Raw genomic sequence first — 12590 nt, 5'->3', positions numbered from 1 at the left:
AGCCGGCGCTTCGGTTTTTCCCGGCGGTGATGCAATTAACTCACAGTCTGGAAAGCCGATGTTGCCATCGCTACAATCGCGTCACAGACAGGGCTGTCCGCTATGAGCAACTCGTCAGGAACAAACGTTGGCACTGAAGCCGCACGATCGACCGATCCGGCGGGCGGATTTGCCCAGGCATTCGCCGCCGCGGCAGGAAAGCTGCTGGCCGCGGACGTGCGGATATTCTTCCCCGCCCTGTCCCGCGAGCCTGCTGAACAGTTCTTCCAGTCGTGCCAGGGCGCCTGTTATGCGCTGCATGCCGGGCAGGGCGCCCAGGCCGACGCCTGGTGCGACATCGAGCCGCCCCTGGCGCTGGCCATCGCCTGCCGCCTGCTGGGCTGCGATAAGACCGAGACAATCGATCAGCGTCCGCTGACGGAGGTCGAACGGCGTCTCGGGGCTCGCGCGGCCGAGGCGGCCGCCCAGGCCGCCGACGACTCCCGCCAATGGCGCGCCTCGCCGACGACGACTCCCGGCGGCGCCGCCGATCTGCTGACGGTGCTGCGCCTGGGCGTGTCGCTGGGGCGCAGCAGCGGCGTGCTGAGGCTGGCGATGCGAAACGCCCTGCCCGTCGGCGGCGACGCCCCCGCGGCGCCGGCGCCGGCTGGACCGATCGAGCTGCGCGTGACGACGGAAGACTTCAACGTCAGCGACGAGACGCTGGCGACGCTGTCGGTCGGCGACGTGCTGGCGACGGACCTGGACACGGATGGCGAGGTGATCATCCGCGTGGCGGGCGTGCCGAAGTTCGCCGGCCGCCTGGGCCAGTTCAAAGGCCGCCGCGCGATCGTCATTACGCGCAAGCTGTTCTAGGTATTCACCGCAGAGATCGCAGAGACCGCAGAGTAAGAAACGTAGAAGAAACCTTGGAACGGTGGAATGTTGGAAGAATGTAATAATTCCACCTTCCCTTCTTCCATTCTTTCTCCGCGGCCTCTGCGATCTCTGCGGTGAACCCTTGCCGGAATTCTATGGAGATCTTGCGATGAGTGTCTTGTGGATCCTGGTGCTGTCGGGGGCGGCGCTGCTGTTGGCGGGGCGCTTTTACTCGCGGTTCCTGGCGCGGATGGTGGGCGAGAACCCCGCCCGCCCCACGCCGGCCACCCTGCACGCCGACGGACTGGATTTCGTGCCGACGCCCACGCCGGTGGTGTTCGCTCATCACTTCGCCTCCATCGCCGGGGCCGGACCGATCATCGGACCGGTGCTGGCCATCGTCTACGGCTGGGTGCCGGCGCTGGCGTGGGTGCTGGTGGGCGGCATCTTTTTCGGGGCGGTGCATGACTACCTGGCGACGTATATGTCCACGCGCACGCACGGGGAGTCGATGGCCGGAATCGCGCGGCGGATGCTCGGCGCGGGGCCGTTCGTGGCCTTCGTGCTGTGCCTGATCGTCATGCTCTCGCTGGTGACGGCGATTTTCCTGAACCTGTCGGCGTCGGCCTTGACCAGCACGGTGGAGATGGCGCGGTTGGGGATCACCGAGACATCGCTGTTTCGCCAGGTCGTCGGCGCTCAGGGTCAGCCGGCGATCGTGATCGGCGGGATCGCCTCGACCAGCGTCATTCTGATCACGGCGTTTGGTCCGCTGGTGGGCTGGTTGTACATCAAGCGCAAGGTCCGGGTGTGGAAGTGCAGCCTGCTGGCCATCGGCGTTTGCGCCGTCTCGATCATGGCGGGGCTGTACTACCCCGTGAGTTTGTCGCCGCAGGTTTGGCAACTGATGCTGGCGGCATACGTGCTGATCGCCGCCGGCGTGCCGGTGTGGATCTTCCTGCAAAGCCGCGACTTCATCAACGTGCATATTCTCTACGTGGGCATGGTCGTCCTGGTGGCGGTGCTGGCGGTAGCGGCGGTGGGCGGGCTGCATCTGCCCGCCGGCGGCGAGGTCTTCTCCGCCGGCCACGCCCGCATGGCGGCGCCCGTCGAGATGACCCGCGAAGTGCCCCCACTTTCGATCAGCCAGGGCGAGGCCCTCTCGGGTCTGCCGATGTGGCCGATGCTCTTCATCACCATTGCCTGCGGCGCCGTCAGCGGGTTCCACAGTCTCTGCGCCGGCGGAACCACCTGCAAACAACTCACCAGCGAAACCGCCAGCCGCCAGATCGGCTACTACGCGATGCTGCTGGAGAGCTTCCTGGCCGTGTGCGTCATCGCCGTGTGCATCATCGGCATGGACATGAAGCCCTACATCGCCGACGTGTATCCCAAGGCCGGCGCGAGCAATCCCGTCGTCGTCTTCGCCATGGCCGTGGGCACCACCGCCCACATGGCCCTGGGCATTCCCATCGTCGCCGGGGCGCTGGCGGGCATGGTGCTGCTGGAGGGGTTCCTGGTCACCACGCTGGATACAGCCGTGCGCCTCATGCGGTATCTCATCGAGGAAATCTGGCGGGCGATGTTCGGCCACTACGACGTGTTCGCCCTTCCGGTAGGCGCCGGCGAGCGGCAGGACTGGCCGGAAGGCGAATCCGGACCCAGCGGCGCGGGCGGAATTCCCGCCACGCCCCAGGCGACCGGTTCGATGCCCGCGCGGGCGCCCAGGATTGCCGCCGGCGCCCTGCGGGGCTTCTTCCTGATCCTGCGGCATTACTGGGTCAACTCGGCGCTGGCGGTGGGTCTCATGCTGCTGTTCGCCATGACCGGCGGCGCCAACGCCCTCTGGAGCATCTTCGGCACGGCCAACCAACTGCTGGCGGCAATGGTCCTGTCGATGGCCGCCCTGTGGCTACTGCAGCGAAAACGCCGGACTTGGTACGCCATTGTTCCGGCGGTGCTCATGCTGATCACCTCCGCAGCGGCCTTGATCCTGCTCCTGATCCGATACTTCAAGTCCCCTTGGCAGACCTTCGCGATCGGCTCGTTCAAGCTGTCGGTGCCCGGCAATCTCACCCTGATCATCGCCAACATCGTACTGATGATCCTGGCGCTGTACTTGTTTGCCGCCGGCGCCGCCGCGGCGGTGCGGTTCATCAGCGCCAACGCCCCGCCCCAGCCCGCAAAGGAACCCGCCAGCGCGTGAAGACGGCATCGGCAAAGATCCTGACGTTTACGGCATCCAGCCTTCGAAGATGATGTTGTCGCAGTAGGCGGCCGCGGCGGACTTGTCGGCGTTGGCACGGACCGTCCAGGCCAGGACGGGCAGGCCGGCGGCCCTCTTCTGGTTCACCGCCCAGGCCGGAAGGGCGCGGGCGTCGTAGGCGATGAACGACGGGCGGCTCTGCCCGCTCAGCAGCAGGTGTCGCAAAGCGGTCTTCTGATACCAGGGCAGGTCCAGTTCAGCGGTGTCGGGGGAGTTGAAGTCCGTGGCCAGTTGCCCCCGGGCGATATTGGGACGGTGCTTGGCGAACCACTTCAGCGAATAGGGATTGAACGACTGCACCGCCACCGGCCCGGAATACTTGTCCAGCGCGGCAGCCAGGGCCTTCTCCAGCCGGCGGTCGGTGCGGCTGCGGGTTTTGATCTCGATCAGGATCGGCACGCGGCCGTTGACGAGGGCCAAGACCTCCTCCAGCAGCGGCACGTGCTGGTCGGTCCCGCCCAGACGCAGGGCGACGATTTCAGCCGACGTGCAAACAGCCACGTCGCGCGGGTCGCCGGTCATGCGTTTGAGGGTGAAGTCATGGAAGACCGCCAGCCGCCCGTCGGTCAGCAGATGCACGTCCGTTTCGATGGGGTATCCCGCATCGACGGCGCGCTGAAATGCGGCGAGCGAATTCTCCGGCGCCCCGGCGGCGGCGTTGTGCAGCCCGCGATGGGCGATCGGCCGCTGAGTGATCCACGCCGGCAGGTCCTTCATCGGCGACGCCTGGCGCATCCAGATCGTCAAACCGCCCCAGGCCGCCGCGGCAAGAACCACCAGAATGCAGAACGATCGGATCAGTCGCTTGAGGCGAGAACGCTTTGCTGGTGCGATATCGGGATCAGCTTTCATGGGGAGCAATAGTAGCGGCGGAGGCACTGAACGAGAAGAGAAAGACGCTAAGCCGCAAGGGCAAAGCAGAACTCAGTGCCAAGCATCGTTAGTCTTTGAGTTCGACGTTCCAGTACGCCGCGTCGAGGAACTGTTTCCAGGAGGCGTATTTCATGCTCGTCAGGCGCAGGGTCACGGCGGGGGAGCGTTTGGGGCGGATGGGCTCGGTAATGAGTTTCATTCCGGCCTCGTCGGGCAGGCGGCCGCCCTTGCGGCTGTTGCACGCGACGCAGCAGCAGACGATGTTGGTCCAGGAGGCCCCGCCGCCGCGGCTTCGCGGGACGATGTGGTCCAGGCTCAGTTCGGTGGTGGGGAACTTCTTGCCGCAGTACTGGCAGCGGTTGCGGTCGCGGGCGTAGATGTTGCGGCGCGTGAACTTGACGGGGATCTTGGGCAGGCGATCGTAGAACAGCAGCCGCACGATGCGCGGCACGGCGATCTCGAACTTCACGCAGCGCACCCAGTCGTAGTGCTCGCGCTGGTACTTGGCGCGGTGCTCGCTGACGGCGCGCCAGGAATCGAAGTCGTAGGAGAGGTACTGGCTGTCCTCGACGGAGACGATCTCGGCGATGTTCTTGAACAACATCGTGATCGCCCGCCGGGCCGAGACGACATGAACGGCTGCATAGTGCCTGTTCAGCACCAGCACATTACTGTCCAACGCACTGTATGTGCCAGCGTCCATGTAGAAGAATATACCCCTCTCGCGCGGGGAGTGCAATGAGAGTTGTGCCGGCGCAGGGGGGAGGGAAACAACCGACGACGAGGACGAGGACGAAGCGATGTGCCAGGAGGCGTTACGTTAGCGGGCGAGCTCTTGTCAGGCCGTAGCCTTGGCGAAGGCTGATGCTCGACGCGGTTGTTTCCTCGATGCCAACGCGCGGAGCAAGCTCCGCCGCTAACATCGAGGCGGGACGCGTCTGTCGTCCTCGTCGTCGTCCTCGTCCTCGTCGTCGGTTTCTTCCCCATGCGGAGAAGAACCCGGTCAGCCCAATTTCGCCTCAATGAGTTTGAGCCCGCCGCGGATTCGCCCGAACGTTACGGCCGCCTTGCCGGCATGGATAACGATCTTTCCGTCGTCGGTTTCGGCCATGCTGACCTTGCCGGCGATCTTGTGGCGCGAGAACACGCTGGCGATGTGGAGGCGCGAGACGCCGCCGGCCGAGGCGCACAGCGTCGTATGCCGCCCGCCGTGGAAGGCGCCCCGCGTGCTGATATCCATCTCGACGGGAACACTGGCGGCGATGGCGAAATGAACAGCCGCCTTGGCGCCGATGATAGCGCCGGACTGCTCGACCAGGTCCAGTTCGCCCAGCGTGTGCCAGAACAGCTCGACCGGCTCGGGCACGGCGTTGTCGACCTCGTCGAGCACGATGAGCTTCTGGCCGGCGCCCTTGGCGTCGAGCAGCATGACGATCTGACGCAGGAAGCGCACGTTGTCGCCGCAGGCGCCCTGGGCGTCGCAGGAGACCCAGCGGCTGGCGGCGTCGGACGACCAGGCGGCGATGCTGCCCTGGCTGTCCATCTGGTGGTCGCGGCGTCCGACCGTCAGGGTGTTGTGCGCGCGGGCCTGCACGTGGTAGAGGCTGGCTCGCTGCGTTCCGAAATGCTCTGCCGTGAAGGACGGACTGCCCGGATCGATCAGCAGCAACTCGCCGTCGACCTGCAATTGCAGGCTGTTGATATCGTGGTGGGCATGATTGGCCGACAGGTCGCCGCTGCGCATGGCGGCGTAGAACGACGGGCGCGGCCAATGGTCCGCCATCGCCGCCAGGCCCGCCTCGGTGAAGGCCTTGACCGGTTCCATCGGCACGGTTTCGGGCGTGGGCGCACCGGCCGGTCGCATCAGCATCGCGAAGGCGCCGGTGGAATACCCGCTGGCCGAGACGTCATGCGGAGAGCTGTAGGTGTCGAGCCACCACAGCAGCGGCTGGCACTGGTGGTGCTTGACCAGCAGGTACAGCGCGCCGTACAGGGGCATCGACCAGGCGTCGCCAAAACTGACGGGGTGGGCGTTGGGCGAGAAATAGACCGGAAACTCGCCGGTAGTGGTCATGCCCCGCGCATGGAGGATGCGCTGGTCGTCTTTGAGGCGCGCCGTCGCCTCGCCCAGCAGCAGCACGTACCGCATGGCGTAGCCCCAGAAGTCCGGGCCTTCGTCCCAGCCGCCCTGGCTGCCCAGGGCGTCGAAGAAATGCTTGAGCCCGCTCATGGCCAGCTCGCGCACGGGCGCGCCCAGCGGGTCGTCGTCTTCGACAGCCATCGCCGCCAAGGCCATCCCGCCGTTGATGACGGCGTTCCAGTTATGATAGCTCGTGTGCCACCAGGCATCCTGGGCCACAGCGCCGCGATAGGGTCCCAGGGCGTTGTTCGAGACGGCCTCGAGCACCCGGCGCCGGTCGGCGTCGCGCATGTCTTCCCAGAGCCAGTCCAGGCCGATCACGGCCGCCACCGCCGCTTCGGCGGTACACAGATCGGCGCCCGTCTCGTTATGACAGGGGTCGATCCAATTTCCCCACGAGGCGAGGTTCTTGAGCTCCTCGATAGCGCGGTTGCGGAACGCGGTGTTGGGGTCGATATGGTGCGCCACGGCCAGGTCGAGGATGCGCCCCTGGGTGGCCCGTGCGGCCAGGACGGCCGAGCACCACTGCCCGCCGCGCCAACTGGCTTGCCACTGCATCTGCGTAATGGGGGCGGTCTCGAGGATCAGCCCGCATCGCTTGTGCAGGCGCTGGTAGATCTGGTCGAAAGGCCGCTGCGAAATTTTTTCGCGCAGGGCGGTCAGTTCGTCACGCGTTGCCAGCAAACCTCGTCGCATAATATCCTCGTACTCGTCGTCGTCGTTCGTCCTCGTCGTCGGTCGTTTTCCCGGCACCAAAAACCGAGGACGACGACGAGGACGAGGACGATCTCGCAAGCCAACTCGTCTTCTTCGCTCAGGATAGCCCGCCGGGCGAAAAAGGCAAAGGCTTTTGCCCCGCGCGCCGCTGTGGTATCGTGGTGCGCCCCGCTATGGTCCGCAGCGGCGGTATAATGGGTAGCAGCGATACAGTGCAGCCGTCTGAAGCGGTGGACCCGACTTTTGCCCACAACCGAGAACATCCCGCAGGATATTCAGCTTCTCCAGCGCTATCTCGATGGCGACCAGGAGGCCTTCGCTGCACTGATCGACCTCTACCGCAACGAATTGTATAACTTCCTGGCCCGCTTCACCGGCGATCCGGCGCTGGCGGAAGATATCTTTCAGGAAACCTTCCTGCAACTGCACCTCTCGGCCGCCCTCTTCGACCAGTCCAAGCGGCTCAAACCGTGGCTGTTCACGATCGCCGCCAACAAGGCCCGTGACGCCCTTCGCAGCCGCTCGCGTCGGCGGGCGGTCTCGCTCGACGTGGCGGTCGATTCCAGCGCCGAAAGCATTTCGTACGGGCACCTGATTCCTTCAGACGTTCCCGCGCCGGAAGAAAGTCTTTCGAACCTGGAGGTGCAGGAGGCCGTACAGAATATCGTCGATGAGATGCCGGAGCATCTGCGCGTGGTGCTGTTGATGAGTTATTTCCACGGGATGCCCTACAAAGAAATCGCGGAAATACTGGATGCACCGCTTGGCACAATCAAATCGAGGATACATGCGGCAGTGTCGCTTTTTGCACAAAAATGGAGGGCCTCTGCAAAGAGGTGAGTGACATGGCGATAGGACAAGAAGACCAGGCGCTGTTGATCGACTTTCTCCTGGGCCAGTGCGATCCGCCATCGAGCGACGAAGTCAAACGCCGCCTCGACGCCGAAACCGATTTCAGAAACCTCCACGACAGCATCGCCAACGCCTTCTCGGCCGCCAAACATCTTCCCCCCGCCGATCCGCCGGCGGACCTGGTCGCCAAGACCCTTCACCGCATCCGCCAGTATCAGCACACCAACGAACTGCTCGCCCGCGAGCAGATCGGTCGCGTCATTCGCCGCCCGACGTTCTCCGTGAAGGAACTCTCCGCCGTCGCGGCTGTCCTGTTGGCGCTCGTCGGCGTCTATGCGATGTGGCGCCACGAGGCGCACCAGAACCAGCTCAAGGTGCTCTGCGCCGTTCAGATGGGACAGATCGGAACGGCGATGACCGCCTATGCCAACGAGAACGGCAATCGTCTTCCGACGGCCCGCGCCGCGGCGGGGCAATGGCTCGATGGGTCCTCTCCGCCGGCGGCGAGCAACTCCAGCGCGCTGTTCCGGCTGGTGTCGCTGGGGTACGCCACGCAGCGGGCGTTTCGCTGCCCCGCCGCCCAAAGCCCGGACGCGCCGGCGGGCGATTACGACCCACGAGGCTTGACCGATTTTCCCAGTCCGCGGGATGTAACGTATTCGTACCAGCACAGCCTGGCCCCGCAGGGGCTGTCGGTTCAGCAGAGCGACAAGGTGGTCAGGTCAATGGCAATCCTGGCCGACCGAACGCCGGTCTTCTCCGGCGGACGCTTCGTCCGCAGCACGGTGACGAATCAGCGGGCGGCCAGGCTCGTCAGCCCCAACCACAGCGAGGCCGGCCAGAACGTCCTTTATATGGACAAGCACGTGGCCTGGACCAAGGGCCCGCTGGTGGGCGTCAACGGCGACAACATCTTCCTCGCCGGCGACCTCACCGATTACCGCGGCGACGAAAAACCCGTCAACGAAACCGACAGCTTCCTCCTGCCGGATTTCTGCACCTCGGCGCAGCGCTAGATGCTTCCACAAGCGATGAGCGTTGTCCCTGTCGCTCGCCGGCAACGGAGTCGATAGCGGCGGGGCTTGCCCCGCGCGTTCTTTCCCCGCTTTTGGATTTGAACTCTTCCGTTACGCGCCGGCGCCGCTAGAATGCCCTCAATGGCCGCCAGGAAGAACAGTCTGCCCGGTTTTGACTTCAGCAAAGCCAAAGGTCCTCGCTCCACGCCGGTCGTCGGCGGCGACGAGGCGGCCGCCCAACCCCCGGCGCCGTGGCCGGTCTCGCTGCTGGTGCGCCACATCAAAGAATCGCTCAGCGAATGTTTTCCCGCGGCCGTCAGCGTCCTCGGCGAGATCAGCAACTTCAAGCGTCACAGCAGCGGGCACCTGTACTTCCGCCTCAAAGACGCCAACGCCGCCATCGACGCGGTGATGTTCCGCACGTCCGCGGCGCGGCTGAAGTTCGAGCCCGCCGACGGGCTCGAGGTCGTCGCCCAGGGGCGCATCGACGTCTACGATCAGCGCGGGCAGCTCCAGATCTGCATCGACCGCCTCAGCCCCAAGGGCGCGGGCGAACTGGAACTGGCCTTCCAGCAACTTCGCCAAAAACTCCAGGCTGAAGGTCTCTTCGACCCCGAAGCCAAAAAGCCCCTGCCGCTGTACCCGCGGGCGATCGGTCTGATCACCAGCCCCACCGGGGCGGCCGTACGCGACATCGCCCGCACGCTGGCGCGACGCTGGCCGGCGGCCACCGTGTACCTCCTGCCGGTCATGGTGCAAGGCGCCGAAGCGGCCGGCCAGATCGCCCAGGCGGTGGCGCTGCTGGACGCGGCGGCCGATCGCCTCGGCATCGACACGCTGATCGTCGCCCGCGGCGGGGGCAGCCTGGAGGATCTCTGGGCGTTCAACGAAGAGGGCGTCGCCCGCGCCATCTTCGCCGCGCGCACGCCGGTCGTCTGCGGCGTCGGGCATGAAGTCGACGTAACCATCGCCGACCTGGTAGCCGACGTTCGAGCCCCGACGCCGACAGCGGCGGCCGAACTGGCCGTCCCCGACGGCGCCGCGGTCCGGCGCGGGCTGGGCACGCTGTCGGCGCGGATAACGCGCCGGGCGGCGGAAACGCTGCGATCGGCGCGGGCGGAGCTGACGGGGCTGCTTCGCAGCAGCGTCTTTCGCGACCCGCAGGGGCCCGTGCGCACGCACATGCGGCGCGTGGACGAACTGTCGCATTGCCTGGCGTCAGGTCTGGCCGGGCGGCTGGCGCGGGCGCGGCGGGCGCTGGAGGCCCCGGCGGCGGGCCTGGGCGCCCTGCACCCGGTGCGGTTGGTCGAGCGCGCCCGAGCGGCGGTCAATTCGCTTCAGGCGTCGCTGCGATGGAATCTCGGCGCTCGTGCCAAGAGCGGCAGCGAAGCGCTGCTGCGGCTCGAGGGCCGGCTGACCGGGGCGATCCCCCGCCACCGTTTGGCGCTGGCGAGCCAACGCGTCGAGGCCGCCTCGCGACAGCTCGAAGCCATGAGCTACCGCAGCGTGCTGGCCCGCGGGTTCTCCGTCACGCGCGACTCGCAGGGACGCATCGTCCGCAGCGCCGTCGCCGTGACCGCCGGCGACATCTTGAACACGCAGGTCTGCGACGGCGCCATCGCCAGCCGCGTGGTCGGCCGCGGCGAAAGCCAACCGCCTCCGACGCCGGCGGCAACGCGCCGCGGCAGAAAACCTTCCCGCGACGCCGGTCCGGGATTGTTCGACGAACCGACGCAACCTCCCACAGAGGAACACTCATGAGCACGCAAAGCGACGCACCGCAGAACGAAACCGCCAGACTGTCCTTCGAACAGGCCCTGGCCCAGCTCGAAGGCATCGTCGAAAAAATCGAGTCCGGACAGGTACCCCTCGAACAGGCCATCGAAATGTACGCCCAGGGCACGCGGCTGGTGCAGCAGTGCCGCGTCATCCTCGATGCGGCCGAAAAGAAAATCCAACTGCTGTCCAAGAACGCCGACGGGTCGCTGACAGCCACCGGCGAGTTGGAGGATGAGACGCAGGTGTAGACCAGTGGCATAAGCCTTCGGGGACAGGGCCGGGGAGTTCGGGATTGAGGGATTAGAAACGGATTAAGAGGATTTAGAGATGGCGACACGCGCAGTGGTGCGCCATGGGGCGGAACGGGAGCGAGGACGGGACAGGGAGTGCGGCCACAGGATCACCACCGACCACGCCATAATTTTTTTGTGTTTTTGTTTGGCGTACCATAGAAAGTTCACTATGGTGAACTTTCTCGATCGAGGGACTGATTGAAAATATTCTGCTTCAACAAAAGGAAGGCCTATGAACGACAAGTATCGAACAGGAGGATTCACGCTGGTGGAGTTGCTGGTCGTGGTGGCGATCATCTCGGTGTTGGTTTCGATCCTGGTTCCGGTGGTAGGCAATTCACTTCAGGATGCCCGGCGTGTCGTTTGTGCCACCAATATCAAAGAGATCGGCCGAGCCATGAATGCCTACACTCGGGCGAACAATGACAGCTATCCCACGGTGCGGTCCAAGACCAACCCGCAGGTGCGATGGATCACTCTGCTGGGGCCCTATATCGGCGGGTCGGTGGTCGATCCGAACATCGAAAGCCTTCCTTCCAACGGAAACATGATTATCAGCAATGGGTTTCGCTGCCCGAATATTGCGGCTTCAAAGTATCAGCTCCCGCCAGGCAAGAACCGCGGCGACTACGCCCGCACCGGCTCGTACGGATACAACTGGATGACGTTTGGCCCCTTCGCCCCGCAGGCGACGGGACTGCGGCGATATGGTCCCGTGGTGCGCAGCCAGATCGCCAAGCCCGCCCAGACCATCCTCGTCGGCGACTCCTTCGGCGACAACGCCATGACCGGCCAGCCACACGCCTACACCCTCGACCCGCCGGTGGCGCTGCAAGGGCGCTGGGGCGACTCGGGCTCAGGGCTGCAGTGCCCGGCCGACCCGCGCCACGGGTCCAAATTCAACGTCGTCTTCGCCGACGGCAACGTGCGGTCGCTGACAATGACGGAGGCCGGATACGACAGCGAAGACCCTACGGCTGTGGGCGGGACGGGTGACCCCTCGTTGTGGAACGGTTTCTATGACTCGTCGATCACGCTGTTCACAGATTGAAGGCGGTATTTTAAGGAAAGGGATCCTTGTGTCGTTTGTTTCACAGAATCGTGGCCTGATTTTTGCGGCGGTATTGCTGGCGGTGGCGGTGACGATCGTGGTATGCACGATGGGCGGCCGCTCCGGCGGCGTGCTGACGGGCGCAGCGTTTCAGGAGGAACTGTCCGAGCACGTGGCGCGGGCCATGTCAGATTTTTGCTCGCCGCCGAAGCGCATTTCGATTGTGGCTTTCGTCGAGGACCCCCACGGCGTTTATGCCCGCCGCGAGCGGCGGCTGACCGCGCTGCTGAAAGAGGCCGGACACGAGGTGTCCGTCTTCAACCCCTTCATCCAAGGCGTAGCCATTGACGATCATTACACGCCGGCCCTGGAGCAGGCGATCGCGGCGCATTCGCCCCAGGTGGTGGTGGTCTCGTCGCCGGGGAGTTTTACGCACGTGCAGATGACCGCACCCTTGCGGCGTTTTTTTGACGCCGGCGGGCGCGCGGTCTTCGTCGGCAACGCCGATCACGCCGCCTCGCCCGCGCTGGAACTGATCCGCCGCGGCAGCGCCATTGCCCTCGCCCGCCGCGCCGCTCTCGCCGCCGCAGCGCCCAGCACAGGCCACAGCGTCAGCGACCACTACACGATTCTAACGGCCGACAATATCGCAGCCTTGATCCCCGCGCCGCTGCGTTGACCAACGCGAGTGGACGGGGAGCTGCTTTTTGGCCTTGTCATTGGGGCTCGCTCTGCCAATAATGGG

Annotated in this window: 11 protein-coding genes; 8 read left to right on the top strand and 3 right to left on the bottom strand. The window is 65.3% G+C overall.

Going from position 1 to position 12590, the window contains the following annotated elements:
• Positions 1-102 precede the first annotated feature (102 nt).
• A complete protein-coding gene (locus ABFD92_13370) occupies positions 103-855 on the top strand; it encodes a FliM/FliN family flagellar motor switch protein (GenBank protein MEN6505529.1) in 753 nt (250 codons plus the stop codon).
• Positions 856-1027: 172 nt separating this feature from the next.
• Positions 1028-3064, top strand: coding sequence for a carbon starvation CstA family protein (locus ABFD92_13365; protein MEN6505528.1), 2037 nt, complete (start codon positions 1028-1030; stop codon positions 3062-3064).
• Between the two features lie 27 nt (positions 3065-3091).
• Here ABFD92_13365 and ABFD92_13360 read toward each other — a convergent pair whose 3' ends face one another.
• The 3 genes from ABFD92_13360 to ABFD92_13350 form a co-directional block, all read right to left on the bottom strand.
• Positions 3092-3976, bottom strand: coding sequence for a glycerophosphodiester phosphodiesterase family protein (locus tag ABFD92_13360; GenBank protein ID MEN6505527.1), 885 nt, complete (start codon positions 3974-3976; stop codon positions 3092-3094).
• Between the two features lie 88 nt (positions 3977-4064).
• The gene (locus ABFD92_13355; protein ID MEN6505526.1) at positions 4065-4700 is read right to left on the bottom strand and encodes an HNH endonuclease; all 636 of its coding nucleotides are present in this window, start codon (positions 4698-4700) and stop codon (positions 4065-4067) included.
• Between the two features lie 300 nt (positions 4701-5000).
• Entirely contained in the window at positions 5001-6833 is a 1833-nt protein-coding gene (locus ABFD92_13350) for a heparinase II/III family protein (protein ID MEN6505525.1), read from the bottom strand.
• A gap of 264 nt (positions 6834-7097) precedes the next feature.
• Between ABFD92_13350 and ABFD92_13345 the strand changes: the two genes are divergently transcribed.
• The 6 genes from ABFD92_13345 (at position 7098) to ABFD92_13320 (ending at position 12524) form a co-directional block, all read left to right on the top strand.
• Positions 7098-7694: a sigma-70 family RNA polymerase sigma factor gene (locus ABFD92_13345; GenBank protein ID MEN6505524.1), complete on the top strand. Its 597-nt coding sequence runs from the start codon at positions 7098-7100 to the stop codon at positions 7692-7694.
• Positions 7695-7699: 5 nt separating this feature from the next.
• Positions 7700-8722 carry a hypothetical protein gene (locus ABFD92_13340; GenBank protein MEN6505523.1) on the top strand — a complete coding sequence of 341 codons (1023 nt, stop codon included), beginning with the start codon at positions 7700-7702 and terminating at the stop codon, positions 8720-8722.
• A gap of 141 nt (positions 8723-8863) precedes the next feature.
• Positions 8864-10483: an exodeoxyribonuclease VII large subunit gene (xseA, locus tag ABFD92_13335; protein MEN6505522.1), complete on the top strand. Its 1620-nt coding sequence runs from the start codon at positions 8864-8866 to the stop codon at positions 10481-10483.
• A complete protein-coding gene (xseB, locus tag ABFD92_13330) occupies positions 10480-10749 on the top strand; it encodes an exodeoxyribonuclease VII small subunit (GenBank protein MEN6505521.1) in 270 nt (89 codons plus the stop codon). The genes xseA and xseB overlap by 4 nt, the downstream gene beginning before the upstream one ends.
• Positions 10750-11026: 277 nt before the next feature.
• Complete coding sequence (locus tag ABFD92_13325) at positions 11027-11845, top strand: prepilin-type N-terminal cleavage/methylation domain-containing protein (protein MEN6505520.1); 819 nt, start codon at positions 11027-11029, stop codon at positions 11843-11845.
• Positions 11814-12524, top strand: a complete 711-nt coding sequence (locus tag ABFD92_13320; protein MEN6505519.1) for a hypothetical protein — start codon at positions 11814-11816, stop codon at positions 12522-12524. The genes ABFD92_13325 and ABFD92_13320 overlap by 32 nt, the downstream gene beginning before the upstream one ends.
• Positions 12525-12590: the final 66 nt, after the last annotated feature.

Source organism: Planctomycetaceae bacterium, from assembly GCA_039680605.1.
Taxonomy (GTDB): domain Bacteria; phylum Planctomycetota; class Phycisphaerae; order SM23-33; family SM23-33; genus JAJFUU01.
This window is presented reverse-complemented; position numbering and strand designations above follow the sequence as displayed.

Excerpts from the sequence above, each read along its gene's own strand:
- ABFD92_13370 (MEN6505529.1), top strand. The coding sequence starts at position 103 with ATGAGCAACTCGTCAGGAACAAACGTTGGCACTGAAGCCGCACGATCG.
- ABFD92_13365 (MEN6505528.1), top strand. The coding sequence starts at position 1,028 with ATGAGTGTCTTGTGGATCCTGGTGCTGTCGGGGGCGGCGCTGCTGTTG.
- ABFD92_13360 (MEN6505527.1), bottom strand. The coding sequence starts at position 3,976 with ATGAAAGCTGATCCCGATATCGCACCAGCAAAGCGTTCTCGCCTCAAG.
- ABFD92_13355 (MEN6505526.1), bottom strand. The coding sequence starts at position 4,700 with ATGGACGCTGGCACATACAGTGCGTTGGACAGTAATGTGCTGGTGCTG.
- ABFD92_13350 (MEN6505525.1), bottom strand. The coding sequence starts at position 6,833 with ATGCGACGAGGTTTGCTGGCAACGCGTGACGAACTGACCGCCCTGCGC.
- ABFD92_13340 (MEN6505523.1), top strand. The coding sequence starts at position 7,700 with ATGGCGATAGGACAAGAAGACCAGGCGCTGTTGATCGACTTTCTCCTG.
- xseA (MEN6505522.1), top strand. The coding sequence starts at position 8,864 with ATGGCCGCCAGGAAGAACAGTCTGCCCGGTTTTGACTTCAGCAAAGCC.
- xseB (MEN6505521.1), top strand. The coding sequence starts at position 10,480 with ATGAGCACGCAAAGCGACGCACCGCAGAACGAAACCGCCAGACTGTCC.
- ABFD92_13325 (MEN6505520.1), top strand. The coding sequence starts at position 11,027 with ATGAACGACAAGTATCGAACAGGAGGATTCACGCTGGTGGAGTTGCTG.
- ABFD92_13320 (MEN6505519.1), top strand. The coding sequence starts at position 11,814 with ATGACTCGTCGATCACGCTGTTCACAGATTGAAGGCGGTATTTTAAGG.